Source organism: Verrucomicrobium spinosum DSM 4136 = JCM 18804, from assembly GCF_000172155.1.
Taxonomy (GTDB): Bacteria; Verrucomicrobiota; Verrucomicrobiia; order Verrucomicrobiales; family Verrucomicrobiaceae; genus Verrucomicrobium; species Verrucomicrobium spinosum.
In genome coordinates, this window is the sequence record NZ_ABIZ01000001.1 from 1597503 (window position 1) to 1624323 (window position 26821).

General features: G+C 61.9%; 26 protein-coding genes. 13 read left to right on the forward strand and 13 right to left on the reverse strand.

The features are described from left to right. Nucleotides 1–46: 46 nt before the first annotated feature. The gene (locus VSP_RS38975; protein WP_009959479.1) at nt 47–790 is read right to left on the reverse strand and encodes a TonB family protein; all 744 of its coding nucleotides are present in this window, start codon (nt 788–790) and stop codon (nt 47–49) included. Nucleotides 791–1225: 435 nt separating this feature from the next. Here VSP_RS38975 and VSP_RS06280 point away from each other — a divergent pair, with 435 nt between their 5' ends. Together VSP_RS06280 and VSP_RS41985 are read left to right on the forward strand one after the other, a co-directional pair. Beyond that, on the forward strand, nt 1226–2773 hold the full coding sequence (locus VSP_RS06280) for a tetratricopeptide repeat protein (RefSeq protein ID WP_009959480.1): 1548 nt from the start codon (nt 1226–1228) through the stop codon (nt 2771–2773). 21 nt (nt 2774–2794) lie between these two features. Next, nucleotides 2795–3751 (forward strand): peroxiredoxin-like family protein, encoded by a 957-nt coding sequence (locus tag VSP_RS41985; RefSeq protein ID WP_063607711.1) that lies wholly within the window; start codon nt 2795–2797, stop codon nt 3749–3751. A 1046-nt stretch (nt 3752–4797) separates the two neighbouring features. Here VSP_RS41985 and VSP_RS06295 read toward each other — a convergent pair. The 5 genes from VSP_RS06295 to VSP_RS34130 all read right to left on the reverse strand — a co-directional run bounded on the left by VSP_RS06295 (nt 4798) and on the right by VSP_RS34130 (nt 9422). Continuing rightward, nucleotides 4798–5202: a hypothetical protein gene (locus VSP_RS06295; protein ID WP_009959484.1), complete on the reverse strand. Its 405-nt coding sequence runs from the start codon at nt 5200–5202 to the stop codon at nt 4798–4800. 12 nt (nt 5203–5214) lie between these two features. Continuing rightward, a complete protein-coding gene (locus tag VSP_RS06300) occupies nt 5215–6078 on the reverse strand; it encodes a ferredoxin family protein (RefSeq protein WP_009959485.1) in 864 nt (287 codons plus the stop codon). A 74-nt stretch (nt 6079–6152) separates the two neighbouring features. After that, nucleotides 6153–6491 (reverse strand): hypothetical protein, encoded by a 339-nt coding sequence (locus VSP_RS06305; RefSeq protein ID WP_009959487.1) that lies wholly within the window; start codon nt 6489–6491, stop codon nt 6153–6155. 957 nt (nt 6492–7448) lie between these two features. Beyond that, complete coding sequence (locus tag VSP_RS06320) at nt 7449–8654, reverse strand: radical SAM/SPASM domain-containing protein (protein ID WP_009959489.1); 1206 nt, start codon at nt 8652–8654, stop codon at nt 7449–7451. A 279-nt stretch (nt 8655–8933) separates the two neighbouring features. Then, nucleotides 8934–9422: a glycine cleavage system H family protein gene (locus VSP_RS34130; RefSeq protein ID WP_009959491.1), complete on the reverse strand. Its 489-nt coding sequence runs from the start codon at nt 9420–9422 to the stop codon at nt 8934–8936. A 124-nt stretch (nt 9423–9546) separates the two neighbouring features. Between VSP_RS34130 and VSP_RS06330 the strand changes: the two genes are divergently transcribed. The 5 genes from VSP_RS06330 to VSP_RS06350 all read left to right on the forward strand — a co-directional run bounded on the left by VSP_RS06330 (nt 9547) and on the right by VSP_RS06350 (nt 12354). Beyond that, the gene (locus VSP_RS06330; protein ID WP_009959492.1) at nt 9547–10086 is read left to right on the forward strand and encodes a hypothetical protein; all 540 of its coding nucleotides are present in this window, start codon (nt 9547–9549) and stop codon (nt 10084–10086) included. 56 nt (nt 10087–10142) lie between these two features. Then, nucleotides 10143–10523, forward strand: a complete 381-nt coding sequence (locus tag VSP_RS06335; RefSeq protein WP_009959493.1) for a Rid family detoxifying hydrolase — start codon at nt 10143–10145, stop codon at nt 10521–10523. A 115-nt stretch (nt 10524–10638) separates the two neighbouring features. Beyond that, nucleotides 10639–10833, forward strand: a complete 195-nt coding sequence (locus tag VSP_RS06340) for a hypothetical protein (protein WP_075090164.1) — start codon at nt 10639–10641, stop codon at nt 10831–10833. Nucleotides 10834–11032: 199 nt separating this feature from the next. Further along, nucleotides 11033–11275 (forward strand): PIN domain-containing protein, encoded by a 243-nt coding sequence (locus tag VSP_RS41990; protein ID WP_156346399.1) that lies wholly within the window; start codon nt 11033–11035, stop codon nt 11273–11275. A gap of 89 nt (nt 11276–11364) precedes the next feature. Next, nucleotides 11365–12354 carry a 3-keto-disaccharide hydrolase gene (locus tag VSP_RS06350; protein ID WP_009959496.1) on the forward strand — a complete coding sequence of 330 codons (990 nt, stop codon included), beginning with the start codon at nt 11365–11367 and terminating at the stop codon, nt 12352–12354. A gap of 206 nt (nt 12355–12560) precedes the next feature. On the opposite strand, the gene bamJ is transcribed toward VSP_RS06350, so the two are convergent. Together bamJ and rsgA are read right to left on the reverse strand one after the other, a co-directional pair. Beyond that, a complete protein-coding gene (gene bamJ / locus VSP_RS06355) occupies nt 12561–12956 on the reverse strand; it encodes a BamJ family beta-barrel-assembly machinery protein (protein WP_009959498.1) in 396 nt (131 codons plus the stop codon). 92 nt (nt 12957–13048) lie between these two features. Beyond that, nucleotides 13049–14170: a ribosome small subunit-dependent GTPase A gene (rsgA, locus tag VSP_RS06360; RefSeq protein ID WP_009959500.1), complete on the reverse strand. Its 1122-nt coding sequence runs from the start codon at nt 14168–14170 to the stop codon at nt 13049–13051. Nucleotides 14171–14266: 96 nt separating this feature from the next. Here rsgA and VSP_RS42930 point away from each other — a divergent pair, with 96 nt between their 5' ends. Beyond that, a complete protein-coding gene (locus VSP_RS42930) occupies nt 14267–14767 on the forward strand; it encodes a GIY-YIG nuclease family protein (RefSeq protein WP_198141331.1) in 501 nt (166 codons plus the stop codon). A 970-nt stretch (nt 14768–15737) separates the two neighbouring features. Here the strand turns inward: VSP_RS42930 and VSP_RS06380 are convergent. Next, a complete protein-coding gene (locus VSP_RS06380) occupies nt 15738–16502 on the reverse strand; it encodes a dienelactone hydrolase family protein (RefSeq protein ID WP_009959504.1) in 765 nt (254 codons plus the stop codon). 152 nt (nt 16503–16654) lie between these two features. On the opposite strand from VSP_RS06380, the gene VSP_RS06385 reads away from it, so the two are divergent. After that, entirely contained in the window at nt 16655–17500 is an 846-nt protein-coding gene (locus tag VSP_RS06385) for a transporter substrate-binding domain-containing protein (protein WP_157210765.1), read from the forward strand. Nucleotides 17501–17576: 76 nt separating this feature from the next. After that, complete coding sequence (gene xylA, locus VSP_RS06390; RefSeq protein ID WP_009959507.1) at nt 17577–18887, forward strand: xylose isomerase; 1311 nt, start codon at nt 17577–17579, stop codon at nt 18885–18887. 1095 nt (nt 18888–19982) lie between these two features. On the opposite strand, the gene VSP_RS06395 is transcribed toward xylA, so the two are convergent. The 4 genes from VSP_RS06395 to VSP_RS06410 form a co-directional block, all read right to left on the reverse strand. Beyond that, nucleotides 19983–20894 carry a hypothetical protein gene (locus tag VSP_RS06395; protein WP_009959508.1) on the reverse strand — a complete coding sequence of 304 codons (912 nt, stop codon included), beginning with the start codon at nt 20892–20894 and terminating at the stop codon, nt 19983–19985. A 187-nt stretch (nt 20895–21081) separates the two neighbouring features. Beyond that, a complete protein-coding gene (locus tag VSP_RS38980) occupies nt 21082–21681 on the reverse strand; it encodes a DUF4190 domain-containing protein (protein ID WP_009959510.1) in 600 nt (199 codons plus the stop codon). Nucleotides 21682–21819: 138 nt separating this feature from the next. Next, the gene (locus tag VSP_RS38985; RefSeq protein ID WP_009959511.1) at nt 21820–22653 is read right to left on the reverse strand and encodes a DUF4190 domain-containing protein; all 834 of its coding nucleotides are present in this window, start codon (nt 22651–22653) and stop codon (nt 21820–21822) included. 32 nt (nt 22654–22685) lie between these two features. Next, entirely contained in the window at nt 22686–23627 is a 942-nt protein-coding gene (locus tag VSP_RS06410) for an ArsR/SmtB family transcription factor (RefSeq protein ID WP_009959512.1), read from the reverse strand. Between the two features lie 61 nt (nt 23628–23688). On the opposite strand from VSP_RS06410, the gene metK reads away from it, so the two are divergent. The 3 genes from metK (at nt 23689) to ahcY (ending at nt 26808) form a co-directional block, all read left to right on the forward strand. Continuing rightward, nucleotides 23689–24864 (forward strand): methionine adenosyltransferase, encoded by a 1176-nt coding sequence (metK, locus tag VSP_RS06415; RefSeq protein ID WP_009959513.1) that lies wholly within the window; start codon nt 23689–23691, stop codon nt 24862–24864. Between the two features lie 50 nt (nt 24865–24914). Continuing rightward, nucleotides 24915–25319 carry a four helix bundle protein gene (locus VSP_RS06420; RefSeq protein ID WP_009959514.1) on the forward strand — a complete coding sequence of 135 codons (405 nt, stop codon included), beginning with the start codon at nt 24915–24917 and terminating at the stop codon, nt 25317–25319. Nucleotides 25320–25383: 64 nt separating this feature from the next. After that, nucleotides 25384–26808 carry an adenosylhomocysteinase gene (gene ahcY / locus VSP_RS06425; protein ID WP_029190228.1) on the forward strand — a complete coding sequence of 475 codons (1425 nt, stop codon included), beginning with the start codon at nt 25384–25386 and terminating at the stop codon, nt 26806–26808. The last annotated feature ends 13 nt before the right edge of the window (nt 26809–26821 follow it).

Here is a 26821-nt window from a genome sequence, read left to right on the forward strand (position 1 = left end):
GGGTGCAGGGAGGGGAAAAGAGTCGAGGAAAGCTGGATGACGGAGTTCAGCGGAGCACGAAGCGCACGGGTACAATGTAGCGGCGTATCTCACCCGCAGGCCAGCGCCAGCGGCGGCGCACGTGATCCTGGGCGGCGCTGTCCAGCTCACCGTTGCCGCTGGAAGACTGGACAGACACGGAGCCTGGGATGCCGCTCATCTCCACCACCACCAGCAGACGCACCGTGCCCTGGGCACCCGCCTTGCGGGCATTATACGGGTAAGACGGGTGGGGGAAGCGCCCGGAGCCCCCGCGGAAGAGGGTGGGGGAGCCGCTGCCAGTGGCCGCGCTGCCAGAGCCACCCGAGCCAGCGTTGGACGGCGGGGTGGTCGGGCGCCGGGGCTGTGGCTTGGGGCGATCCACCTGCGGCTTGGGCTTCGGCTTTGCAGGGGTGGGTGCCGGCGGCGGCGGTGGCGAGTCCAGCGGGAGGATTTCTGACATCTCCGGCGGCGTCAGCGGGGCCTCGATGGTGGGGATCGGGGGGATCTCCAGTTCCTCCACCATTTCTTCCAGGGGCTCCTCCGTCACCTCTGGCTCCGTAGGCGGTGCTTCTGGGGCGGCCTCTGCAGGTGCGTTGAACTCTTCCAGAGGGATTTCATCGCCCATCTCCATGACCATGGGCATGTCCTCCATCTTCGGCAGGAGGGGCAGGCTCGCTCCGTACCCGCCGATGCCGAGAAGGACCAAGGCCACCCCGGCCATCCAAGTGGAGGCAAGGTGGGCATCTTTCTGACGGGGCGCGATGATCATGGAGCCGAAGTTACCGGGGTCTCAAAACGTCGTGGCAGAGCCCCTTTGGGCCGGTTGCCAGCAGAAAGGGGGTGAAATCTGCCATGCTGTCGCAGGCCGGGCAACTGCCAGTGGTGGCGAGCTTGGGAGCAGGGTATTCGAGAGCGTTCGGAGACACGGACTGGAATGGGAAAACGGCTGCGCCACGCTCTGGAATACCACGCGGCGGGGCGTGATATAGAGACCCAATCGCAGATAGCGGCAAGCGCTTTGTTGAGATTCTCTCTCATTTGTTGTCCCGAATTGTAATCGCAATGTTTGCTTTTTTCACGCTTTATCGTTGAAGGTGGACATAGGTGCGTTGCTCCTGCTTCCGGTCAATCCGGGCGGGGCGGCCCGCATTCATCATCCCTTTGTTTTCCCGCCAGTTCGCACGTCCTTATCGAATCCCACTTCATGTCTTCCGATTCCCCCAGTTCGCACCCGTCTCCCGGATCCGCCTCCTCCCTGCCGGCCCCTGTGACCCTGCCTGCTCCGGAGGGCCTTCCGGCGGCCGAGGCAGCCGCTTCACAGGTCGTGCCCGCTCAGGAGGGCTCCGCCCCTGCCTCCGCTGCGGATCGCGAGGTCCCGCGCATGCTTGCCATGGCCCAGCAGTTGATGGGCACCGGCGCGCCTGACGCTCTGAAAGGTGCGGCAGAGCTCTCCCACCGCGCCATCCTCCTGCTGAAACAAAAGCCCCTGGCCGATGATGACATGTGGCACCGCCAGCTGGCCGCGGCATGGATCATTCACGGGCACGCCCAGCGTGAGTCCGGCAGCCCCTCCGGGCGCACCGCCGCCGTCAAGGCCTATGATGAAGCCCTGGCCCTCCTCGCGAAGGTGCCAACCATCATCAATGATGAAGAGCGACATGACCGGGCCAACCTTTGGACCAATCGCGGCCGGACCTACATGGAGGAGGAATCCCCCGAGTCGCAGAAGGAGGCCGTGCGCTGCTTCGATGAGGCGGTGAAACTCAGGAAACAACTGCCGCTGGAGAATCCCTCCTTCCGCTGGGGGCTCACGGCCTCGCTGATGAATCGTGGCGATGCCCTGACCCGCCAGAGTGATCCCGCCGCGCTGAAGGATGCTGTGGCCAGCTATGACGAGGCCATTGAGCACCTCAAGCAGCTTCCCTATGAAGAGCATGCCGGCACCCGCTCGCGCCTGGCCATCGCCTACATGAACCGCGGCATCACCTGGCAGTGCCATGGCACTCCAGAAGCCGCCGCGCAGGCAGTGAAGTCGTTCGAGGAATCGGTGAACCTTCTCCAGGGCGATTTCGAGGCCAAAGAGGCCGAGCAGGAAGGCATCCTCTCCTGTGCGCTCATGAACCACGGCAACTCCCTGCTCTCCTGCCAGCCTCCGGTGCCGCTCCAGGCCCTGGACTCCGCCAGAGTGGCGATGGAACTGGTGACCGATCGTGAGCGGACCGAACCCATGTGCGGTGAGGTGGGCATCAAGGGCCGTCACCTGAAATGCCGCGTGCTCGCCTATCTGCTGGACCATCCTCCCCAGGGCCCCGGCGCACCCGTCGGCCAGGACTGGATCACGGAAGCTACCGATGCCGCGGATGAGGGCATGGAGCTGGCGAGACACTGGAATCTGCAGGGCATCCCTCAGTTCCAGCCGCTCGCGGGCGATCTGTTCCGCTTTGGCAGCCGCATCTACCAGGTGAGCCAGCCTCACTTCCTGGCGGAGTTCCTTCTCGACAGCATCGACCCCGCCCGCTCCCCCGGGGCGCCCGTGCGTGATCCCTACATGTTCCACATCGCCGGTGAGGCGCTTTGGAATGCCGTGGTGGAGCTGGAGAAAGCCGTGCCGCGCACCCAGGATCCCGAGCAGCGTGAAGCGCTCCTGGAGGTGCTGGGAGACCTGCAGAAGGCGGACGAACGTCTGCGTGAGCTGCGGGAGACCCATCTGGCCCCTGCACCCGGTGCTGGGCCCGCCCTGGCCATGGCGTAGCCCCCTCCGCCAGTCGTTTGCATGAACCCAGATCCCGCATCCAGCCCGGCCGCGCCGCGGTGGATGCGGATCATGCTCTGGGTTGCGGGAATCTACAACATCCTCTGGGGTGCGTGGACGGCGCTCTTTCCCGCAGCACTCTTTGACTGGCTGGGAATGGCCCAACCCAGCTATCCACAGCTCTGGCAGTGCATCGGCATGATCGTGGGAGTTTACGGGGTGGGGTATGCCATCGCCGCCACCCATCCCGCCCGCCACTGGCCGGTGGTGCTGGTCGGCCTGCTGGGGAAGGTGTTTGGCCCCATCGGCATGGTGCACGCCGTGTGGGAAGGTTCACTGCCCGCCGCCTTTGCCGTGACTTGCGTGACCAATGACGTCATCTGGTGGGTGCCCTTTGGCCTGGTGCTGAAGCACGCCTGGGACGTTCATGTGGGGCAGTCAGAAGAGTGGAGAGAGTCACCTCTGCCGGACGAGCGCACCCTGCTTGCGGAGGCTCTGACCTCTGCGGGGCCCTCGCTCGCAGCCTTGTCACAGCAGTCCCCGGTCCTCGTGGTGTTCCTGCGCCACGCCGGCTGCACCTTCTGTCGGGAGGCCCTGGCGGATATCGCCCGGGTTCGCCCGGCGATTGAAGCCTCCGGCACCCGGATCGCCCTGGTCCATATGGGAGAGCCCGCGGCTTTCGCTGCCTTCTCCGGGCAGTACGGTCTGGCGGACCTTCCAGCAGTTGCCGATCCCTCCCGGCGACTCTACCGCGGCCTGGGGCTGCGAAGGGGGAAACTCAGCCAGTTGCTCGGGTGGAGGGTCTGGTGGCGTGGCCTCCAGGCGTTTCTGAGGGGACATCGGGTCGGGAAATTCGAGGGCGATGTCACCCAGTTGCCGGGAGTCTTTCTCATTCATCGTGGAGTCGTGTTACGGCGATACTTCCACCAGACCTCGGCAGATCGCCCTGACTATCAAGCCCTTGCAAAGGCAGCATGAGTATTGTGAAGCAGGCGTGGAGATTTGCCTGAATCGGCTTCATTGTATTTTGGAGAAATCTCCCATCCATCTCACCTGATCCTTCGAATAAAGGTAACGGAGACGGAGGCGGCTGTATGGAAAACGCGGAATCATGCAGCTGACCTCCGGAGGGGGGATAGGAGCAGCGCGGAGGGCGTCCCCAGTGAAGGGGCGTTGGTGGCAGGGTTGGAGTTCCGCCTTTAGGCGGGGTGTTGGATGCGGGTGAGAGGGTTCGAGGAGCTTGTGATGAGGGCGTGTGTGGGTTGATCGTGGACGGGTGTTTTTTCCTCCGGCGACTGAGCCGCCTAAAGGCGGTACTCCAACCCCGGTGCGGACCTCGGGTGAAGATGGAGAACGGGTTCGCGCTGTTGGAGGGTGGAGGAAAAGAGGAGCAGCGCGGAGGGTGTCCCCAGATGGGGGGGGCGTTGGCGGCAGGGTTGGAGTACCGCCTTTAGGCGGGGTGTTGGATGCGGGTGAGAGGGTTCGAGGAGGTTGTGATGAGGGCGTGTGTGGGTTGATCGTGGGCGGGCGTTTTTTTCCTCCGGTGACTGAGCCGCCTAAAGGCGGTACTCCAACCCCGGTGCGGAACTTGGTTGAAGATGGAGAAGAGTTTCGCGCTGTTGGAGGGTGGAGGAAAAGAGGAGCAGCGCGGAGGGTGTCCCCAGATGGGGGGGCGTTGGCGGCAGGGTTGGAGTACCGCCTTTAGGCGGGGTGTTGGATGGGGGTGAGGGGGTTCGAGGAGCTTGTGATGAGGGCTTGTGTGGGTTGATCGTGGGCGGGCGTTTTTTTCCTCCGGCGACTGAGCCGCCTAAAGGCGGTACTCCAACCCCGGTGCGGACCTCGGGTGAAGATGGAGAACGGGTTCGCGCTGTTGGGGGGGGGGTGTGGGGAAAGAGGAGCCGCGAGGTGGGCGTCCCCAGTGAGGGGGCGTTGGTGGCAGGGTTGGAGTACCGCCTTTAGGCGGCTCAGTCGTATTACCCCAGGACGTCCTCCCGCTCATCACACGTCATTGCCACACGATCCCCCTATCTCTGCCCGCGCCGCGAGCCCCACCACTCGGGCAGACGGGGATTCATGCGCTGCCAAAAGATGCCGTGATAGCGTGGCAGGCACATCTCCCGCAGGATGAGGAGCGTGCTTAGCCCCAGCGACAACGCCAGAGCCAGCCGTAGATCGAGCCTCTCCATCCCGAGCGAGAGGGCCGCCAGCACGATGAAGGCTCCTGCCCACACCAGTTCCGGCTTCCGGCCGATGCGGAAGACATTGCAGAACAAGAAAAAGTGCCCAATGACCCATGCTGCGAGCAGGGCCAGTTCCCCTGCGAAACTCGCCAGCCACCCCGTCAGACCCGCGCCCAGAATCAGCACCAGCGCATCGGTCCACGAGAAGCGGAACCCGGGCGCGAATCGAGTGTCATCCGGCGAAGGCATGGCACCGCCCGCTTAAGCCGGGTTGCCATTCCCATTCAGTGCTGCTTGGGCTTTGGCCTGAGCCTCCTCCGCCTTGCGCATGATCTCATCTGGGGAGGGCAGGGAGGCCAGCACCTCGGCAGGGATGAAGCCATCCTGCGCCATCTTGGTCAGGCACTTCTTGCGCTCTTCCAGTGCCTTGTCCGCACTGCGTTCCTTGGAGAAACGGGACTTCGCGGCTTCACTGCGATCCCGCAGGCGTGCGTAGATATCGCCGCCCAGCAGGCTGCTGATGTCCACCTTCATCTTCTCCCGCCGGAGGTCTTCCTCGTTCACCTGCTCGCCATTGATCGGGCCGCTCTGGTGTTTGGGGAACATGATCGCCACCTCCGGGCAGACACGGGAGCAGGCAGGGCAGTTGGTCTTGCAGTTGTCGTTGTTCTGCACCTGGATCTTGCCGTCCTTGCTGACGCCATACACGTCGAAGAGGCAGAAACTCAGGCACTGCATGCAGTTGGTGCAGCGGGAGTAGTCGATGACGGGGAACCACGGCTTCCAGGTGCCGGGCTGGTTCATCGGCTTGTTGCCACGGGCCTTCTCCACCAGGGAGACGATGTCCAGGGTCTCCAGTCCGGTGATGTCCCGGGCCTCGATCGTCACCTTCCCCGTGGCGTCCTCCAGATCGGGCGCCTGTTGATTCTGAAACTGCCCCAGCACCAGCAGGGAACGGTCATCGTGGGGGAAGCCGCTGGCACCCTGGGCCGTGGCGCGGGTCACCGCGTAGCCTTTGTCCAGCAGGGCAGCCATGACCTGCGCCCGCGCCGGGGCAGAAAGCGCGATGGCACCATTGCCTTCGTAGAGGACGACACGCAGAGGACGGGCGGTGTGGGTGATCATCTCGGTAAAGCGGTAAGTGGGTAAAACAGTAAATCAGGGGAGCTGCCTGCGGGAGGGGGCGTCAGGGGATCGGATCAGGCCTTCAGCAGGCCCTCGGCGACCTCGTCGATGGTCTGTACGCGCATGTTCAGGATCTCGACGCCGTCTTCCGGCAGGGAGCATTCGGCCTGGCGGAACAGGCCACGCACCACCCGGGGGAAGCAGGCGGCGATCCGGATGGGGGTGCTTTCGGCAAAGGCCTTCAAGCGCTCGTCACGGTGGGCGGCCATCTCACAGAGGTCGGCCACGGATTCAAAACCCGCCCCGGAGTCGCAGAGCTTTGCCAGCACGCCGTCTTTCACCGATTGCGGGACGACTTGTGCGTACGCGCAGCGGCAGTAGAGCAGTTTGGTTGATGGCGATGTTTCAGACATTGATTTTGAAATGCAGTATGACGGGGCCGGATCGGGCACACAAGCGCCATTCAAAGCAGACGCAGACCGGAGCGGAGTCTTTCAGAAAGAGGCTCTATTGGGGACCCGGGTGCTGGCGTGAATTTAGGGGGGTGGCAGGCTCTGGCTGAGGAGGGGATCATCAGCTACCACCGGAGGGCGTCGGTTTGGACACACATCTTTGCCCCTGCGTTCGCGATTGGGGTAGGAATGCCGGGGGGCGTGTGAGGGGGCCTCGTGGAAGGCAGGTTTGATGAGGCCGGGCCTTCAGCCCTCTGAATACTTTTTGGATGCGTAAACCCAGGGCGTTGCCCTGGGCTGGTATGACACCGGGCCTTTGGCCCTCAATGCATGACGGACTGGCAATACTGGGACGAAGGCGAGAGTCAGGGAGCCAAGTCAATCGGAGGGCCAGCACTGCTCATCCCACGTGGATCCCCAAGTAGAGATCCCAATAGAGGCAACATCACGTTTAGAAGACATGCGCTCGATGCGGGTTCAGCTTCCGCAAACCGGTCATGAGGGCTGTAGGCCCGGCTTCGTCCATAGCTCACACTCTGATCAATCCATTTCATTCTGCGAGCGTCGCAAGCGACAAATGACCCTGGCGGCATCTGCCTCTCCACCCCTTCGCTCCCATGCTCGCGGGGCCGGAGACCCCGCCTCCTTTACTCTGCGGCCAGGTCACGTGGCAGTTTGTTCGCGGAACAAAGGAGGCGGGGGTTCCCAGCCCCGCTCACGGCGCAAACGTCTCATGAGCTGCTCTCCATCTGCCACGTCAGGAGCCGTGCGTCCTGACCGCTTAAAAGCGGAACTCCAACCCTGACGGCGGGCCTGAGCACGTGGCTTGACCCAGCCGTTCACCCCATCCTGTTAATCTTAAGAAAATCTTGTTAATCCTGTCCCAGAAAAGCTCTCATCCACCCCTGACGTCGCTCCTCACTTCTTCAGCGCGTGATACACGCCGAAGTCCTGATAGAAGAACCGCTTGGCCACCCAGTACATCCAGTGTTGCTCGGGGATTTCCTCTTCCTTCACCCACTGGCTGGTGCGTGGGGTCATGCTCTCCAGCTCCTTCATCGCGGTCTGGCGCATGGTGGTGTCATGCGCGCCGTGTTTGAGGGCGATTTCCTTCACCAAATCAGGGCGCTCCAGCACCACGCAGCCGCGGGTATGTTGCGCGGCGATCTCGCGGAAGTCCTGGAGGAATCCGGAGGACGTGAATGTTTCATAGACCCCGCGGGAGTCTTTGATGTTCTCCGTGGCGAACTGGATGATGGGGCAGGGCTCGATATCGCCCTTGGGGCCGACGTGGTGACTGATGCCGGTGGCCATGGGGCAGAGGGCCTGGCCGGCGTGGTCGTAGTACGCATCCACAATCGCAATGGGCTGCCGCGCGCGCTGCTGGACGATGAATTTCCTCGCCCGGGTGATCTGCTCCGGTGTCAATGCCAGCTCAGCATTGATCTTGGGGCCCACGGGACGGTAGGTGTGGAACCACGTGTAGTGCACGCCCATGTCGATGAGCTTCTTGAGCCACTCGACGGAGAGCAGGTCGTCGATGTTGGTCTGGCAGAGGCTGGTGGCCACCCCGGTGAGGAGCTTCTGGTCCAGGCAGTGGCGCAGGCCGCGCAGGGTGCGGTTGAGCACATCCTTGTTGCCGCGGCGTTCATCGCTCACGGTGCTGGTGCCTTCGATACTCACCAGCGGGGTGGCATTGCCAATCTGCCGGAGTGCTTTGGCCGTCTTCTCCGTGATCAACTGGCCGTTCGTGAACACCTGGAAATACGCATCCGGATGCTGCGCCAGAAAGTCCAGCAACTCGGGGTGCATGAAAGGCTCGCCACCCAGGATGCCGAAGAAGCTGTTTCCGTGCGACATGGCGTTGTTCACCGTCCGGTTCAGCGTGTCCAGATCGATGGCATTGCGCGGGGCCTCCACATCCACCCAGCAGCCCTGACAGCGCAGGTTGCAGGAGTTCAAAATGGAGAGGTACAGGAAAGGCGGGAAGTACACGCCCTGTTTCATCCGCTTCTTGAACAGCATCACGGACCGCGCCCCTTTGTAGCCGAAATTCCACGCCAGCTTCGCCAGACACTGAGGGTCAACCGTGCTGAGAATGCGGGAACCGAGGGTGAAGATCATGCGTTGTATGGGATGGGTAGGGGGGATGTCCTGGGACTGCGGGGCTGTAGGTCAGTGCGTCAGTGCGTCAGTGCGTCAGTGCGTCAGTGCGTCAGTGCGTCAGAAGTGCGCTCAATGGGAAGGAAGGGCTATTTCAAGATCAATCAACGTCAGGCGAAGCCCTTTTGACACGCAAAATCTCGATTCGCTGGATATGGGGATTTCTGACGCACTGCCCACTGCCCACTGACGCACTGCAAACTACGATGCCAGTTGCTTAGCCCCCTGAATTTCAGGCTACTAAGACTCCCCGCCCTCGCCTTCGCCCTCCGGGTACCCCGCGTCCTGCATCTTCTGGATGATCTTGCCCAGCAGCACGATGTACTCGTGCACGTCCAGGGAGTCGGGCTCGGGTACGCCGCGGGCGGCGTAGAGCCAGCCGTCCACATACGGATCACTCTTCACGATGCAGGCGTCTGCCTGGAGGATGGCATTGGTGCCGGCAAAGGTGCCATCCATCACGCAGTACACGTCGCTGGCGGCCTTGAAGCCTTCCACGCTGCCGATGGTCTGGCCGGGCTCAATGGGCGCGCCCATCTCCAGCGGGAACTGGCTGTCCACCAGTTCCCCCAGCATGCGGGTGGCAAATTTCGTGAACCCCACGTGCCACAGGCCTTCCTCGCCCTCCACCTGCGACATCCAGTAGTGGGAGGGGGAGTAGCGGAACCCCTCAGGGAAGCGGGCGGAAAACCGGGCGTGCTTGAAGCGGACGTAGTTGAGGGAGGCCATGCAGGGCGGGAAAGGGAGAGCAGAAACGGAGGGATGCAAACGTGTTTTCCGGGTACGATCGCCCGATGGTGAGCAGGAAGAAATTTCATTGGCCGATCCCCCCAGGCCACTGTAGGCGTGGCGCATGAAGTCACTCCGTGCCCTGCTCGCTGCTCTGGCGACGCTTTGTGCCCTGTCGTTGTCGTCCTGTACCTATTTCGGTGTCAATGCCCCGCCCATCCCGCCGATCGGGACGCAAGTCACCTGGCCACCGGCGAATTTCTCTGAGGTGCGCGGCTACTGCTACGACTACACCGCTGAAGAAGAGCGCTCCTTCTTTGTGAACGGGCGGATGCACAACGGGGTGATGGACCCGCGGGGCGTCACCCTCCGTCCGGACCAGGTGCGCCGCTTGCTGGACGCATTGACCGTTTCTCAGGGCAAGCAGTCCCGCACCCCCTGCTACAAGCCTCATCACGCGTTCGTCTTCTACAACTCCCAGGGCAAGGTGGTGGCGGTGTTTGAGATGTGCTTTGGCTGCAACAAATTCCGCGAAACGCCGGAGGGCCTGCCAGAATACGTGGACACCGGGGCGCTCTATGCCCTCTGTCAGGAACTGGGGCTCCCCCTCGGGCAGGGCAATCAATTTTACACGGACGTTTGCCAGCGCCGCCGGGTGCGCTAGTAGATAGGTCCGCGTCGGCTCCATCAATCCCTTCGACGCCCTTCACATCCCTCACCATGGAAATCATCTCCGCACCCAACGCTCCCGCCGCCGTCGGTCCTTATTCCCAGGCGGTCCGCACCGGCAATCTCCTCTTTTGCTCCGGCCAGATCCCGATCGTCCCTGCCTCCGGCAAGATCGAGGCCACCGACGTGGAGGGCCAGGCCCTGCAAGTCATCGCCAACATCAAGGCCGTGCTGGCCGGCGCTGGGCTGACGATTCAGAACGTGGTCAAGTCCACCATGTTCCTCCAGGACATGGGCGACTTCCCCAAGGTGAACCCGCTGTATGAAGCAGGCTTTGAGGGCCACAAGCCCGCCCGCTCCACCATCCAGGTGGCCAAGCTCCCCCTCGGCGCCCTCGTCGAGATCGAAGTGATCGCGGAGTTCGCGGCGTAGTCCGTTCTCCGTTCCGTTTTTCCTTTCGCGCTGGTCGGTTTCAATGCCGGCCAGCGTTTTTTTGTGGGTGCCTGCCGGAGTTGCGTCATCTATAAATGGTGCAATAGTCACGTTCATGGGAACTGTCGACTCCAAGTCCAAGCGCCGAGCTGGCGAAATGAAGTCGGAGGGCCGTGTGAAGGTGGCAAAACCTGAAATGAAGTTGTTCGCAGAACGGGCTGCCAAGAGGCTCAAGGCGTGGTACGGTTCCAGGGTGATCGCGGATTCCGGCGCGTTGCTCAATGACCTGCGTAAGGATGCATCCCGTTGATAGATGGCAGTGTACTTTGATACCGGCCTGTTCCTGAAGCTTTACCTCAATGAGCCGGACTCGCCCAAGGCTCTTTCCTTGGCGGCAAGGCTCACGAGCCCCATATGTTTCACGCCGTTTTTGCGTGCGGAGTTGGTAAATGCACTCCGGTGCAAGGAAGGGCGTGGAGAGATGACGGGGGGCAGACGTCACGAAAGCTTTGGCCGACCTCAGCGCGGACATCCGCTCAGGGTATGTTGTGCGAGCTGAACCTGATTGGAATCGTGTGTTTGCCGGTACCATGCGGCTGTCGCAGGTTCATGCTTCAACGACCCTTTGCCGCACCTTGGATGCCATTCACGTAGCTTCCGCTCTTCATCTGGGGATTGGCGAATTTGCAACGGCTGACAAGCGGCAGTCGACGCTGGCCAAAGCTGCTGGCCTGACCGTGATGGGAATCTGAGGGCTCTGATTCCTGAAGACGGGCTCCATACATCGTCTCAACAGGTATTCACGATAGTTTCCCCATCCCGCGGGCGTTGAGGCTTTTCCATGACACTCTTTACCTCCTCCCGGACCTTTTTCCTTGGTGGCATTCTGGCCGCTGGCCTTTCCGCCTCCGTCTTCGCCGCCAGCCCCTATGAGGGCCGCTGGGCGCTGACTCTGCCCAACGGCGGCGCGGGCTGGCTGGGGATAGAAGAAACGGGCGGCAAGCTCCAGGGCAGCATCCTCTGGGGTGGTGGCAGCGTGGTGCCGGTGCAGGAAGTGAAAGTGGAGGGCGACACCCTCAAGGTCATCCGTCTCTCCAAGGCGAAGAACCCCAAGACCCAGGCGGAAGAACAGGTCACGGAGACCATCACCGCGAAGGCCACTGGAGATGATCTCAAGCTCAGCACGGTGAAGGTGAAGGCGGATGGCAAGGAGTTCGCCCAAGGCGACTTCACCGGCAGGCGCATCGCCGCCATCCCGGCCAAGCCTGACCTCTCGAAAGTGAAGTACGGTGAGCCCGTCACCATCTTCAACGGCAAGGATCTCTCTGGCTGGACGCTTATGAATCCCCAGTCGGACAACGGCTGGAGCGTGGTGGACGGCGTGCTGCAGAACCGCGTGGAAAAAGGCAAGCACCACGGCAACATCCGCACCGACAAGGAGTTCGAGGACTTTAACCTGAAGCTGGAAGTCCGCACCCAGGAGAAGAGCAACAGCGGCATCTACCTGCGTGGCATCTATGAGGTGCAGGTGGCGGAAACGTTCGGCAAGCCGCTGGACTCCCACAACATGGGCGCGCTCTACAGCCGCATCACGCCCTCCGTGGCCGCAGAGAAGGCAATTGGAGAGTGGCAGACCTTCGACATCACCCTGGTGGACCGCCACCTCACCGTCATCCTCAATGGCAACACCATCATCGACAACCAGCCGGTGCTGGGCTGCACCGGTGGCGCGATCACCAGCGACGAGACCAAACCCGGCCCGATCTATCTCCAGGGCGACCACACGAACATCGACTTCCGCAACTTCATGCTGCGTCCGGTGGTGAAGTGAGGAGAGGGCTCCAATTCAATTTTACCACAGAGTCACAGAGGACTCAGAGACGGATTTTTAGACAGAATTTGAGTTTCTGAATCCAGATCTGGTTCCTCGTTCCGGATCAAAAAAACAGGTCATAAGAGCCAGCGGCTTTTATGACCTGTTTTGTTTTAGCGGGGCCTCACCCTATAGACGAGGCCCGGGATTGAAGAAGGAGGGGCTCAGTTCACCTTGAGCAGTTCCACTTCGAAGATGAGGGCCTCGTTCGGCCCGATGTCACGGCCCGCACCGCGGCTGCCGTAGGCGAGCTTGGAGGGGATGTAGAACTCAAACTTCGCGCCTTCCTGCATGAGCTGCACACCTTCCGTCCAGCCTGCGATCACGCGGTTGAGGGGGAAGCTGATGGGCTCCTTGCGCTTGTAGGAGCTGTCGAACTCCGTGCCGCTGATCAGCGTGCCGCGGTAGTGCACCAGCACGGTGTCGGTGGCCTTGGGGCTCTTGCCGGTGCCCGGGGTGAGCACTTTGTACTGGAGGCCGCTGGCGGTGGTGGTCACGCCTTCTTTTTTGGCGTTGTCTTCCAGAAATTTTTCGCCTTTGGCGAGGGCAATGTCAGACATGATGCAGGTGGGTGTTTCAGTTTGGTTTTTGACTAGGAAGGGAAAACCTAGACCCGTACGGGTCATCGGCAAGCACAACCTCGCCCCACCCCTCAGGCCCGGGGGCGCAGATCCTGCTCGTATTCCATCCGGTCGGTGCGGTTGCGGGCCTTGATCTTGTGATCCCGCTTGAAGCGCCGCTCCACGGTCATCTGGCGCGTCTTCTTGCGCTTGAGCAGCTTGGCGATTTCTTCATCCAGCTTCAGGTAGCCCAGGTGCCGTTCGGGGTCCAGGCGGCCCTCTTCCACCGCGATGCGGATGGCGCAGCCTACGTCCTTGCCATGTTTGCAGTCCTGAAAACGGCACTGCATGGCCAGCTCATCGATGTCGGCAAAGCGTTCCCGCAGGATCGTCTCGTCCGTCCACATCTGGATCTCCTTGATCCCCGGGTTGTCCACCACGATCCCGCCCTTGCGCAGCACCATCAGCTCCCGTGCCGTGGTGGTGTGGCGGCCCTTGCCCGTGATCTCGTTCACCTCGCCGGTGAACTGGAACTCGTCTCCCAGCAGTTCATTGATGAGGGCGGACTTGCCCACGCCGCTGGAGCCGATGAAGGCCAGCGTCTGCCCCTTGGTGAGGTAGGGCTTGAGCGTTTGCTTGAAGAGGCGCGGCTTCATGGCGCTGCAGAGGTGCACCTCCGCATCGGGATTGAGCTTGCGAATCGCCTCCACCGCCTCCTGGTTCTGGTCTGCCGGGAAGAGGTCAGACTTGTTCACCAGCACCACGGCGCGGGCGCCGCTGCGACCGATGACGGTGAAGTACCGCTCCATGCGACGGAGGTTGAGATCGGGGCCGCTCTCCGTCACCACCACCACGATGGTGGGATTGGCCACGATGACCTGCTCTTCCGTACTGTGGCCTGCTGACTTGCGGGAGAGGCAGGTCTGCCGGGAGAGCCGGGCCCGGATGACGGTGTCGCGATCTTCGTCACCCAGTTCCAGCGCCACCCAGTCCCCCACGGCGGGCAGTTCGGCGTCGGTGGCGGCGTCATGGTACACCTTGCCGCTCATGACCACCTCGTACTCCTCAAAGCGGCCCTTCTCGACCGTGAGCGCTCCGTAGGTGATCTTGTTGTCGCGGATCAGGCGCGCAGGCACCCAGCCGTTCGCAGCGCAGGGGGCGAACTCCTTCTCAAACGTGTCATTCCAACCTAGATCAGCGAGGGCAACAGGCACGGGGAAGGGATAAGGGATATGGGAGCGGGGTCAAGAGGAAGCATTCCCAGGAGCGGGGTCCCCGGCGGATCCGCGGTAGGCGAGGGTGCGGGAATCGTGAAACCCCGGCCGGAGGTGAACGCAGGCTTGGCAGGCGGCCGGGATCTGCCAGATTCCCCGGCACCCACCATGAGCCTGAACCCGAGCCCGAGCCCCAGCCCCAGCCGGAGTCGCAAGCAAGACCGGGCCTCCCGCCGGAAGAAACGCCCCGCCCCTGATGCGTATGATGACGTTGGAACTGGCGCTGGAACTGGGGCGGAAGCGGGCATGGAGGCACCCGCTGCGCCCTCGCCCGTGGCGGTGGCGGCGGCGGTGACTTGGTGGCTCTATGTGCTGCGTTGTGCAGACCGCTCCCTGTACTGCGGCATCACCAACGATGTGGAGAAGCGTCTGGCCCGCCACAACGCCGGCACCGGAGCCCGGTACACCCGCGGTCGCGGCCCCCTGGTGCTGGAGCGCTCCTGGCCCGCAGGATCCAAACCCGAAGCCCTGAAGATGGAATTGCGGTTCAAGAAACTACGCAAGGCCCGCAAGGAGCAGGCGGTGCGGGAGACATAACGTAGCGCAGATTGGCAATCGGCATCAGTTGGCCGGAGGGGCGAATGATCATTCTCACACGAAGGCACAAAGGCACGAAGAATTGGCAAAGCACGAACAGGGCGGTGCATGAGCTATCTTCCCAGTGCAGGTCCGCAGCGGGTTTGGAGTACCGCCTTTAGCCCAATGCCATCAGGGGAAACGCATCGTCTTGCTGTTTTGCCTTGGCGCGCCTCGGAGCCGCGATGGTGCAACCGCCACGACTGTAACGGGTGAGCCCTTTCAGAAGGGCCGAAGGTCCGGGTTCATACCAGCCTGGGGCAACGCCCCAGGGATAGATGGCCAAACTACCCTTGAGGGCTGTAGGCCCGGTGTCATCGCGTCTGCCTATGACGAGCATCCCTGAATGACGTCGGGCCTGCAGCCCTCAACCTCTAAAACGAGCGCCTACCTTGGGCGTTGCCCAAGGCTGCAATGATGCCGGACCTTCGGCCCTCAGGTCATTCCCAAAAAGGAGGTCATCGGCCACGCCACTTTTTCCCTGATGGCATTGGCTTTTAAGCCGAATCAGGATTCGCATGGCCCTTGATATCGCTTCCGATGGAGCGGATGGCGACAACTTGGAGGCCTCCGGGAAGGAATCACATCATGGGACGCTCGCTTCCTGATTCCGCTTAAAAGCGGTACTCCAACCCTGCTGCGGAGATTGGCAGGACTTTGCGGGTGGTTTGGCGCTGGTGGAGGCGATGAAGAAATGGGAGCAGCGGGGTGGGTGGCCTCAGTAGATTGGGGGTCGGAAGCAGGGTTGGAGTTCCGCGTTTACGCGGTCAGGATCAGGACCCAAACGACCCAGTGCCCCGCCGCAGGGCCCGCTTCGTCTGTCATGGTCGCGTCTGCGACAGCGTAGCGCAGATTGGCAATCGGCACCTTCCGCGCATTCCTCTCACCTCTCTCCGTCCCTGACCTCAGGGATGCTCATCGCGGGCCGCCGCTATTTCCCAGAAGGAGCGCCCTCGCCCAGCTTTCGATGAAACAACTCCAGGGCCAGGCCATGGCAGGTGTTCGCCAGCACGGGGTCATAGCGGTGGCCCTCATCACGAATGAAGGCGTGCTGCCCGTTGAACTCGTGCCAGGTGTAGCTCAGGTCTTGGGCATCCAGTTCTGCCTGCACCTTGCGGCGGCCTTCCAGAGGGATGTGGGGATCCTGCCGCCCCCAGATCATGCAAAGCTCCGCCCGGGTGTTCCGGATGCTGGCCAGGGTGTCATCGTTCATCCCCTTGCCCAGGCTTTGTTTGTGGACGTCGGTGGCGTAGAGACACACCGCGGCGTCGAGGTCCTGATTCTTGGCCGCAGCGCGGAAGGAGAGATGGCCGCCGATGCAGATGCCGAAGGTGCCCAGCTTCCCCGTGCAGGCGGGGTGGGCCTTCAGATAGTCCAGGACGGCCCGGGAGTCGGCATCATAGCTTGCCAGCTCCTTGGCTGTTTTCAGATCATTGCCTTTGTCCGCCCCCGCCTGGTCATAGGCCAGCACCTCGCCCGGCGGCAGGAATTCATGGTAGATCTCCGGGACCGCCACCAGGTAGCCATGCCCGGCCAGATAGGCTGCGGTCCGGCGGATGGGTGCGGTGGCCTGAAAGATCTCCGAGTACATCAGAATGCCGGGATACCTGCCCTCCGCCACCGGGCGGAAGAGGTGCGTTCGCATGGGGCCGAACGGGGTCGGCAGGTCGGCAAATTCGTCAGAGCGGAGGATCATGGGGGAAACGGGGCGGGTTCTGGGGCTCCTTGGACCGGGCCGGGAACACCCTTCGACAAGATCCGGTGGAAGGCAAGCCAGAGCCGCGTCTGACGGAGAATCCTCTTATGACGTTGCTTGGCAAAAAGTCCGTTTCAGTGTATGCAGCCCTCATGACGATTTCACTTCGGGCGTTCATGGGATGGGTGGCAGCCAGCGCAGCCTGCGCCCTGGTGGGATGCGGCCCGAGTGACCAGCCCGGGGCTCCCGCCAAGCCCAAGAAGCTGGTGGTGGCGATGGATGCCACCTACCCGCCATTTGAGGTGGTGGACGAGAAAGGCGAGTTCTACGGCGTGAGCGTGGATCTGGGCCGGGAGCTGGGCAAGTTCCTGGGGCGCGAGGTGGAGTTCAGGAACATCAACTTCGACGGCCTCATCGCCGCCCTGAAGTCTGGCAGTGTGGACTGCGTCATTTCTTCCATGAGCGCCAACGATGATCGGCGCAGGTCCATCGACTTCAGCGATCCCTACGTGAAGACGGGTCTGGCCATCCTGGCAGCCGCCAAGTCCCCCGTGCAATCGCTGGAAGACCTGAAGGCCCCCGGCCGGCGGGTGGCCGTGCGGCTCGGCACCACGGGCGAGCAGTATGCCCGGCAGTTCCTGCCCGATGCCTCCCTGGTGGTGCTGGACTCAGACACCGCCTGCGTCATGGAGGTGGTGAAAGCCGGGGTGGACGCCTGGATCTATGACCAGCTTTCTCTCATGAACTATCACAACCGCCACCCGGAGGCCACGCGGGTGCTCCTGCAGCCGCTGCGTGAGGAAGTGTGGGCCATCGGCATCCAGCAGGGCAACACGGACCTCAAGACCAAGGCCAACGAATTCCTCGCCAAATTCCGCGCAGAGGGCGGATTCGCGCGGCTGGGGGACAAGTACCTTGCCAAGGAAAAAGAGGTCATGAAAGAGCTGGGCATCCCGTTCGTCTTCGATCTGGAGCCGGGCGATCTGGGGAAGAAGTGACCGCGCTGGCCGGGTGGGCGTGCCCCCGGCACGATGAGGCTTGACGCCTGCTCCTTGTGGTTTGAAATGGGCCCCTATGAGCGAAGCGTTTCCTGACATTCCGAAGATCAAGTACGAGGGGCCCAAGTCGAAAAACCCGCTTTCCTTCAAGCACTACCATGCTGACGAAGTGGTGGCGGGGAAGAAGATGAAGGACCACATGCGCTTCGGCGTGGCCTACTGGCACGCCATGCGCAACACCCTGTCTGACCCCTTTGGCGGTGGCACCTCCCAGAAGCCCTGGGATGATGGCACGGACAGCATTGCCAACGCCCAGCGGCGCGCCCGCGTCTGCTTTGAGTTCATGGAGAAGCTGGGCGTGGACTACTACTGCTTCCACGATCGGGACGTCGCGCCGGAGGGCAGGTCCCTCGCGGAAAGCAATGCCAGCCTCGACGCCGTGGCGGACGAGCTGGAGCGCCTGCAGAGGGACACCGGCAAGAAGCTCCTCTGGGGCACGGCCTGCCTCTTCGCCCACCCGCGCTACAACCAGGGCGCGGCCACCAGCCCCAATGCCAACGTCTTCGCCTATGGCGCGGCCCAGGTGAAGAAGGCGCTTGAAGTGACGCACCGCCTGGGCGGTGAAGGCTACACCTTCTGGGGCGGTCGCGAAGGCTACGCCACCCTCTGGAACACCAACCTGAAGCGCGAGATGGACCACCTCGCCCGCTTCATGCACATGGCGGTGGACTACAAGAAGAAGATCGGTTTTGCCGGTCCGTTTTACATCGAACCCAAGCCCCGGGAGCCCTCCACGCACCAGTACGACTCCGACTCCGCCGCCTGCCTGAACTTCCTGCGTGAGTACGGCCTGCTGGAGCACTTCAAGCTCAACATCGAGACCAACCACGCCACGCTGGCCGGGCACACCATGCGCCATGAGCTGGAAGTGGCCCTCGCCGCCGGCGCCCTGGGCTCCATCGATGCCAACACGGGTGACGAGCTCATCGGCTGGGACACGGACCAGTTTCCCACCGACATCTACCTCACCACAGAGATCATGCTGGTGCTCCTGAAGATGGGCGGCTTCACCACAGGCGGGCTCAACTTCGACGCCAAGGTGCGGCGCGAGAGCTTCGAGCCCGTGGACCTCTTTCACGCCCACATCGGCGGCATGGACGCCTTTGCCCGCGGTCTCAAGATCGCCGCCGCCATCATCGAGGACGGCCGTCTTGAAGGGTTTTTGAAACAACGCTACAGCACCTTTGACAGTGGCATCGGCGCCCAGATCGAGAGGGGGGATGTCGGCTTTGAAGAGCTCGAAGCCTACACCCTGAAGAACGGCGAACCCGCGATCGGCAGCGGTCGCCAGGAAATGCTGGAAAACCTCGTCAACGAGTTCATCTGAGGTTGCCTCAGGAACTGAAGGGGGAATCCGACATGGTCCTGGGAGCCACCGCGAAAGCGGTGGCTTTTTTGTGCAAGCAGCGCGGGCTTTGTGAGACGGGGGGCGCGGAGCGCGTCATGGGACGTGCGAGGCGTGATTCCGCTTAAAAGCGGTACTCCAACCCTGCTGCGGTGATTGGCAGGACTTTGCGGGTGATTTGGCGCTGCTGGAGACGATGAGAAATGGGAGCAGCGAGTTGAGTGGCCGCAGTAGATTATGGGTCGGAAGCAGGGTTGGAGTTCCGTCCCGCATGCGGGACCAATGCCATCAGGGAAAAGTGGAGAGGTCGAGCATCTCCCTTTTGTGAAAGTATTGAGGGCCGAAGGTCCGGCATCATTGCAGCCTTGGGCAACGCCCAAGGTAGGCGCTCGTTTTAGATGTTGAGGGCTGTAGGCCCGACTTCATTCAGGGATGCTCGGCATAGGCAAACTTGATGACACCGGGCCTTCAGCCCTCAAGGGTAGTTTGGCCATCTATCCCTGGGGCGTTGCCCCAGGCTGGTATGAACCCGGACCTTCGGCCCTTCTGAAAGGCGCTCACCAGTTACAGTCGTGGCGGTTGCACCATCGCGGCTCCGAGGCGCGCCAAGGCAAAACAGCAAGACGATGCGTTTTCCCTGATGGCATTGGCGTTTAAGCGGAATCAGGATTCGCATGGCCCTTGATATCGCTTCCGATGGAGCGGATGGCGACAACTTGGAGGCCTCCGGGAAGGAATCACATCATGGGACGCTCGCTTCCTGATTCCGCTTAAAAGCGGTACTCCAACCCTGCTGCGGTGATTGGCAGGACCTTTGTAAGGGGTTTGGCGCTGCTGGAGGTGAGTGGCCCCAGTGGGTTGGATGTTGGAAGCAGGGTTGGAGTTCCGCGTTTACGCGGTCAGTTTCAGGAACCAAGCACCCAGCACTCCGCCGCCTGCAAGAGGTTCTCGTTTCTGTTATCCGCCCTCCCGCCCCCCCCCATCAGGCCGCAAAAAAACAACGGCACAGAGTCGCCCCTGTGCCGCTGAAGATTGAGGAGTCAACATCCCGCCGGTTCGAGACCGGCAGGAAATGCATCAGAACTTGATGACAAAGTCCACAATGAACCGGTCATCAATGAAGCCTTCTTTCTTGCCCACCGACTTGGTGTAGGCGAAGCCGAAGTCCAGGTAGCTGGTGAGGTGGGAGCGGAAACCGCCGCCGACCGTGATCTGGGTTTCGCCATCGGCATAGGCGCTGCCGAAGTTGACGAGGTCGTAGCCTTCGGAATCAAGGGGCGCTACGCCGCCTTCCTTCACCACGGTGTAACCGTTGGCCACGACGAAGGGGATGAAGTGGCTGCAGACGTAGTAGTCGGCCTGCAGGTGGTAGTGCAGGATGGTGCTCTTCCAGTAGTCATCATTGGGGACCTGGATGCCGACGTTCGCCTGCAGGTGAAAGTCACCAAAGCCCTTCTGGCTGGAAACGAAGAAGTTCCACAGACCGTCGCCGTTGCCCTGGAACACTTCCTCGTCACCGGAGGGGAACTCATAGGTCACACCGGGGGTGAGGATGAACTGGTGCTCCGGCAGGTCGATGAGTGCGTACTTCAGACCGACTCCCAAGTCGCCGAATCCATCCGCATCCTCGCCTACGCCCGGGTGAAACTCGTTCCAGCCGCCCTTCACCATCATCAGGCCGAGGCGGGGCGTCGCGGCCCAGCGCAACTGCATGCCGTACACCTGGAGATCCCCGCCCTGGGTGGCGAAGTCGTCCGCCAGATTCTGGTAGCCGAACACCGGACGGATTTCGTTCCGGATCACCGCGTCTTCAAAGAGGATGGGATCCGCCACCGGAGCGATGGTGTGCTCGCGCCAGTCGATCGCCTTTTCCAGATTCACGCTCTTGGAGAGCGGGGCGGCGACGGGCTCTCCTGCTTGGAGAGAGACGGTGGAGAACAAACTGGCCACCAGCACGGCGTGAGCCGCAAAAAAGGCGAAGGGACGCATAGTTGGGAGGGCGACATTATTGAGCATGCGAAATATTATAGACGTCTCGTCGCGAAACGCTACGAAAATTATAGAAACAATCAAAGAAGCCGGTTAAATTTTAAATATCGGAGATTCTGCGATGCTGGAATGACCGATTTTCTCGAAACTATGAACGGGCACCCCGCTGCCTCTTTGACGATTTTGGCTAGTTGAACTGTTCCAGAATGGCACCCAGGAGGCCAAAGGCGAGGATGACCACCACACAAAGGACGACCACACCCAGCCAGACGTAGTTGAGGATCAGGCCCGTCATGGCCAGCGCCTTGCCTTCATAGCGGGAGCCTGGCGCTTTGATTTGATTGAGAGCGATATGGCCACAAATCAGGCCTGGAATCACCAGCAACACCCCAAGGCTGCAGGTGACCAGAGAAATGATGCCAAGCACCAGGCTGGCAATGGCAGTGCCCGGGGTGGGCATCACTCCCATGCCCACATGAGTGGGCGGAGCGGGCGGTGCTGGCCAGCCCGGGGTTGTGGGGGCGGGGGAGGGCGAGACCTTGGTGAGAGAGGGGCCCGTGCCTGGGCGAAGCACCTCCACGTCCGCTGGCGAGGAGGGGATGGGGGAGGGAACGGCAGGCAGTAAGGCGGGCTGTGGGAGCACTTCTGACAGCGGCTTCCAGTCGGACATCCCCGCACACCACGCCAGATCAGTGGGGAGGAACCGGCCTGTGGTCAGGCCGCTGAGGATTTCTGCCTCAGGGAATTCTCCAAGGGGGCTGCCGTCTCTGCCGAGGTGGTACTGCATGGTGGGGAGTCGTTGGGGGCGGGAGGCAGGGGTGACAGGATGGCCGTGCCCATCAAGCACCGTGCACGCCAGAGTCCTGCCACTTCCTGAATGCTTCGCGAGATTTTTTCAACCCTAAATGCAACCTGCCCTGGCTGGTTAGGGGGCGGAGAGATTTGGCGGAGGCGGGATCGAAAAATCCGTGTTACCGTCCCTTCTGCCCACGACACGTTTGCCGCGGATCTCCGCCTTGCTGAGGAAGAGGGGTGCCTCAGGGTTCTCCCCGTCCTTTTGCCCAGCGCCCAGATACTCGTAGCCAGGAGAGCTATTGCTGAGAGGGCAGCGCAAAAGGCTGCTGTACACCTCTTGCTCCAGGATGCCGTCGGTGACCAGCGCGTCCAGGTTGTCCGGGTACTTGCCTTCGTGGTCCAGGGCATAAATTTTGCACGCCGTCACCAGTTGCCGGACATTGCTGATGGACTTGGTGATGTTTCCCCGCTCCTGGATGCGGGTGAAGGTGGGTAGCGCGAGGGATGCCAGAATGCCGACGATGGCGAGGGCGATGGAGGCGTAGCCCATCACCAGGCCGGCCACCGCCATGCCCTTGCCCCCGAGTGACCCACCGGACTGGCGCACTCGCGTGAGCGCCATGTGGCCAAGGACGATGGTGATGATCGATCCGATGCCGCACAAGCCGAAGGTAAAGATGGAGATGATGCCCATCACCAGTGCGGCAATGGCCAGACCATTGGTGGGGGAGTGGTACTCCGGGGCCACGGAGGAGGAGAGCGGCACCTGGGTGACCGGGGCGCTCTTGATCTTGGCCGCAGGGGTCATCTGCCCAAACAAGGTGCTCAGCGGCACCCAGTCGGCCTGCCCTTCCTTCCACCCCAGATCCGTTGCTTGAAACTTGCCGTCGAAAAGTCCATGGCGGATTTCTTCGGCGGTGAATTGCCCCAACTGCTCACCATTGCGCGCGACATGATAATCCATGCGCAAGACGCTATGGATTTTGCTTGTGGACGTCAAGATTTCAAAGCAACGGCCAGAAGCGTCTGAAAGTGCGGGCTCTTTGCCTCACGATCCACGAGCCGGATCTCGATGTTTTGGAAGCCTGCCCGCTCCAGCATTTCATGAAGTTCCACCTCGGAAAAGCCCAGCCAGACATCGGCGTACAGCAGCCGCGCTTTTTCGAAGCTATGGCGGAGCAGGTCCAGCACAATGACCCGGCCGCCGGGCTTTAGAATGCGGTGCGCCGCCGCGAGGGCGAGCTCGGGCCTGCCGGCGTGGTGCAGGGCCTGGCTGAAGAGGGCCACATCCACGCTGCCATCGGTGATCGGCGGGTCTTCGATGTCGCCCAGCCGGTAGTCGAGATTGGCGAAGCCATGCTCCTGCGCGAGGCTGGAACCGTAGGCCACCATTTTCTCGGAATTGTCCACCGCAATGACCTGCCGCGCATGCTGCGCCAGCATCTGGGAGACCACCCCCTCACCGGCCCCCAGATCGGCAATGACCAGCGGGGGAACGAAGTGCAGCAGCATCTCCCCCAGCGCCTTCCAGGATCGGCCGGGAATGTACTGGCGGCCAAATTTGCCCGCCAGAGCGTCGAAGTAGGATCGCGCGGTGTCAGCGCGCTTCCGGCGCACGAGCTTGAGGGAGGTGAGGTCATGTTTCGCCTCATGCAGTTCCTGGGTGGCGGCGTCCAGCAGCGCCAGGAGGTGCTCGTGGGTCTCCTGATCCTTGGGCCGTGGCGGCTGCAACTGGTACAGCCGGTTCTTCCCAGACCGGCGGTCGGTGACGAATCCCGCCGTCTTCAGGCGGGCCAGCTGCGCAGAGATGTTGCTCTGGCCCAGGGCCAGAATCTCCTGCAGCTCCGCCACAGAGAGCTCCTCATGACGCAGCAGCGCCAGGATGCGCACGCGGGTGGCATCGGAGAGAAGGGCGAAGGATTTGAGAATTGACGACACGAGAGGAGGTAGTAACGTATCAACGCATCATCATTTGTAAATACGAACTGAAACCCGATCCATGCCAAGCTCCTACATCTTCTCCTCTGAATCCGTCGGTGAAGGCCATCCCGACAAGGTTGCCGACACCATTTCTGATGCCGTACTGGATGCGTGCCTTGCCCAGGACAAGAACAGCCGTGTGGCCTGCGAAACCTATGTGAAGAGCAACATCGCCATTGTCGGCGGTGAGATCACCACCAAGGCCAAGCTCGACTACGTCCAGATCGTGCGCGACGCCATCCGCGAGATCGGCTACGTGAACAACGACGACGTCTTCCACGCAGATCAGGTGTTCGTCATGAACATCATCACCGCCCAGTCTCCGGACATCGCCCAGGGCGTGGACGCGAAGAAGGCCAAGGGCAAAAAGACCGCCGAGCAGGGCGCTGGTGACCAGGGCCTCATGTTCGGCTACGCCTGCAATGAGACCCCTGAGCTCATGCCCGCGCCCATCATGTACGCCCACCGCCTGGGCCGTGAGCTCACCGCCATCCGCAAGGCAGGCAAGGCCGCCAAGTGGCTGCGCCCCGACGCGAAGAGCCAGGTCTCCGTGGAGTATGTGGACGGCAAGCCGACCCGCATTGTGAACGTGGTCATCTCCACCCAGCACGCTGCCGGCGTGGAGCACGCAGAGATCGAGAAGTTCTGCATCGAGAAAGTGATCCGCAAAGTTCTGCCGAAGAACATGCTCACGAAGGACACCGAGTTCCTCATCAACCCCACCGGCAAGTTCGTCGTCGGCGGCCCGCAGGGCGACACCGGCCTGACCGGCCGCAAGATCATCGTGGACACCTACGGCGGCATGGGCCGTCACGGTGGCGGCGCCTTCTCCGGCAAGGACCCCTCCAAAGTGGACCGCAGCGCCGCCTACATGGGCCGCTGGGTCGCCAAGAACGTCGTCGCCGCCGGCCTCGCCGACCGCTGCGAAGTTCAGTTCGCCTACGCCATCGGCCACCCCGAGCCTGTGAGCGTGCACGTTGACACCTTCGGCACCCACAAGAAGTCCGAAGACTCCATCATCGCCGCCGTGCAGAAGGTGTTCTCCTTCAAGCCCGCCGACATCGTGAAGCAACTCAACCTCCTGCGCCCCATCTACAGCAAGACCACCAACTACGGTCACTTCGGCAAGGACGATGCTGATCTTACCTGGGAAGCGATCGACAAGGTCGCGGCGCTGCAGAAGGCGACCAAATAAGACAGAAGACACCAGACTGCCAGACACCAGACATCAGACCTGACCCCGGCATGGCGCATCACAACTTTGAGGAACTGGAAGTATGGAAGCGGAGCGCCCGTCTGGGCGTCGCTGTTCTCCAGCTTGCAGATACCTTGACGCTTTATGCGCTGCGAGATCAGATGGCCCGGTCTGCCATCTCCATCGCTTCAAATATTGCTGAGGGTTCTGAGCGAGATAGTGACAAGGAGTTCCGCCGCTTTTTGGCGATAGCCAAAGGCTCTGCTGCGGAACTCCGCACTCAGCTCTATCTCGGTCAGCGAGCCGGGCTGCTTACTGCCGAAAGCGCTGCTCCCCTGATCAGGGAGGCAAAGGAAGTTTCCTCCATGATTCAGGGTCTGATCCTCTCGCTCACCAGGGCATCAACTTCGGTCTGCCTGGTCGCATGGATCAGTCTGGCGTCTGGAGTCTTCTAGTCTGGTGTCTCTTCTCGTAAGCCATTTCAACGAACCAAAACCCCGAACCACCACCACCACCACCATGAGCAACCGCGTTATTCAAACTGAAGACTACAAAGTAAGAGATTTCTCCCTGGCCGATTTCGGCCGCAAGGAGCTGGACATTGCCCAGCATGAAATGCCCGGCCTGATGGCCACGCGTGAGAAGTACGGCCCTAAGAAGCCCCTTCAAGGCGTCCGCATCACGGGCTCCCTGCACATGACCATCCAGACCGGCGTTTTGATTGAAACGCTGACGGAACTCGGTGCCGATGTGCGCTGGGCGTCCTGCAACATCTTCTCCACCCAGGACCACGCTGCCGCCGCCATCGCCGCTGCCGGCACCCCGGTGTTCGCCTGGAAGGGCGAGACCCTGGAAGAATATTGGTGGTGCACCTGGAAGGCCATCATGTTCCCCGGCGGCAAAGGCCCGCAACTGATCGTGGACGACGGTGGCGATGTCACCCTCCTCATCCACAAAGGCTATGAAATGGAGAACGGCGACACCTGGGTGGACACCCCCTCCGACAACCACGAAGTGTCCGTCATCAAGGCTCTGCTCAAGCAGATCGCCGTGGAGCAGCCCGGCATCTTCCACGAGATCGTGAAGGAGCTCAAGGGCGTCTCCGAAGAGACCACCACCGGTGTGCACCGCCTCTATGAAATGGCGAAGGCTGGCAAGCTGCTCTTCCCCGCCATCAACGTGAACGACAGCGTCACCAAGTCCAAGTTCGACAACCTCTACGGCTGCCGTGAGTCCCTGCTGGACGGCATCAAGCGTGCCACGGACGTGATGATCGCCGGCAAGGTCGGCGTCGTCTGCGGCTACGGCGATGTGGGCAAGGGGTGCGCCGCTGCTCTGCGCGGCATGGGCGCCCAGGTCATCGTGACGGAAATCGACCCTGTGTGTGCCCTTCAGGCCGCCATGGAAGGCTACCGCGTCATGCCGATCGAGGACACCCTTGGCACTGGCGACATCTACGTGACCACCACGGGGAACAAGGACATCATCACCGTGGAGCACATGGTGAAGATGAAGGATCAGGCCATTGTTTGTAACATTGGCCACTTCGACAACGAGATCCAGGTGGACAAGCTGGAGAAGCTTGCCGGCATCCAGAAGCTCAACATCAAGCCCCAGGTGGACAAGTACACCTTCCCCGCCGGCAACAGCATCTACATGCTGGCAGAAGGCCGTCTCGTGAACCTCGGCTGCGCCACCGGCCACCCGAGCTTCGTCATGAGCAACAGCTTCACCAACCAGACGCTGGCCCAGATCGAACTCTGGGAAACCAGGGACTCCCGCCCCATCGGCGTGACCGTGCTTCCCAAGAAGCTCGACGAAGAAGTGGCCCGCCTCCACCTCGGCAAGATCGGTGTGAAACTCACCGTCCTCTCCCAGGAACAGGCCGACTACATCGGCGTGCCAGTGGACGGCCCGTACAAGACGGACCACTACCGCTACTAAGCGGAACAGGCCC

Bases quoted from the DNA above. Each gene is read 5' to 3' on its own strand.
- VSP_RS06340 (WP_075090164.1), top strand. From the start codon at position 10,639: ATGGGAACTGTCGACTCCAAGTCCAAGCGCCGAGCTGGCGAAATGAAG.
- metK (WP_009959513.1), top strand. From the start codon at position 23,689: ATGCCAAGCTCCTACATCTTCTCCTCTGAATCCGTCGGTGAAGGCCAT.
- VSP_RS38985 (WP_009959511.1), bottom strand. From the start codon at position 22,653: ATGGATTATCATGTCGCGCGCAATGGTGAGCAGTTGGGGCAATTCACC.
- VSP_RS06395 (WP_009959508.1), bottom strand. From the start codon at position 20,894: ATGCGTCCCTTCGCCTTTTTTGCGGCTCACGCCGTGCTGGTGGCCAGT.
- VSP_RS06305 (WP_009959487.1), bottom strand. From the start codon at position 6,491: ATGTCTGAAACATCGCCATCAACCAAACTGCTCTACTGCCGCTGCGCG.
- VSP_RS34130 (WP_009959491.1), bottom strand. From the start codon at position 9,422: ATGGCCTCCCTCAACTACGTCCGCTTCAAGCACGCCCGGTTTTCCGCC.
- bamJ (WP_009959498.1), bottom strand. From the start codon at position 12,956: ATGTCTGACATTGCCCTCGCCAAAGGCGAAAAATTTCTGGAAGACAAC.
- VSP_RS41985 (WP_063607711.1), top strand. From the start codon at position 2,795: ATGAACCCAGATCCCGCATCCAGCCCGGCCGCGCCGCGGTGGATGCGG.
- VSP_RS06300 (WP_009959485.1), bottom strand. From the start codon at position 6,078: ATGATCACCCACACCGCCCGTCCTCTGCGTGTCGTCCTCTACGAAGGC.
- VSP_RS38980 (WP_009959510.1), bottom strand. From the start codon at position 21,681: ATGCAGTACCACCTCGGCAGAGACGGCAGCCCCCTTGGAGAATTCCCT.
- VSP_RS06280 (WP_009959480.1), top strand. From the start codon at position 1,226: ATGTCTTCCGATTCCCCCAGTTCGCACCCGTCTCCCGGATCCGCCTCC.
- xylA (WP_009959507.1), top strand. From the start codon at position 17,577: ATGAGCGAAGCGTTTCCTGACATTCCGAAGATCAAGTACGAGGGGCCC.
- VSP_RS06420 (WP_009959514.1), top strand. From the start codon at position 24,915: ATGGCGCATCACAACTTTGAGGAACTGGAAGTATGGAAGCGGAGCGCC.
- VSP_RS06350 (WP_009959496.1), top strand. From the start codon at position 11,365: ATGACACTCTTTACCTCCTCCCGGACCTTTTTCCTTGGTGGCATTCTG.
- VSP_RS06335 (WP_009959493.1), top strand. From the start codon at position 10,143: ATGGAAATCATCTCCGCACCCAACGCTCCCGCCGCCGTCGGTCCTTAT.
- VSP_RS06320 (WP_009959489.1), bottom strand. From the start codon at position 8,654: ATGATCTTCACCCTCGGTTCCCGCATTCTCAGCACGGTTGACCCTCAG.
- VSP_RS06385 (WP_157210765.1), top strand. From the start codon at position 16,655: ATGACGATTTCACTTCGGGCGTTCATGGGATGGGTGGCAGCCAGCGCA.
- ahcY (WP_029190228.1), top strand. From the start codon at position 25,384: ATGAGCAACCGCGTTATTCAAACTGAAGACTACAAAGTAAGAGATTTC.
- VSP_RS06380 (WP_009959504.1), bottom strand. From the start codon at position 16,502: ATGATCCTCCGCTCTGACGAATTTGCCGACCTGCCGACCCCGTTCGGC.
- VSP_RS06295 (WP_009959484.1), bottom strand. From the start codon at position 5,202: ATGCCTTCGCCGGATGACACTCGATTCGCGCCCGGGTTCCGCTTCTCG.
- VSP_RS38975 (WP_009959479.1), bottom strand. From the start codon at position 790: ATGATCATCGCGCCCCGTCAGAAAGATGCCCACCTTGCCTCCACTTGG.
- VSP_RS06330 (WP_009959492.1), top strand. From the start codon at position 9,547: ATGAAGTCACTCCGTGCCCTGCTCGCTGCTCTGGCGACGCTTTGTGCC.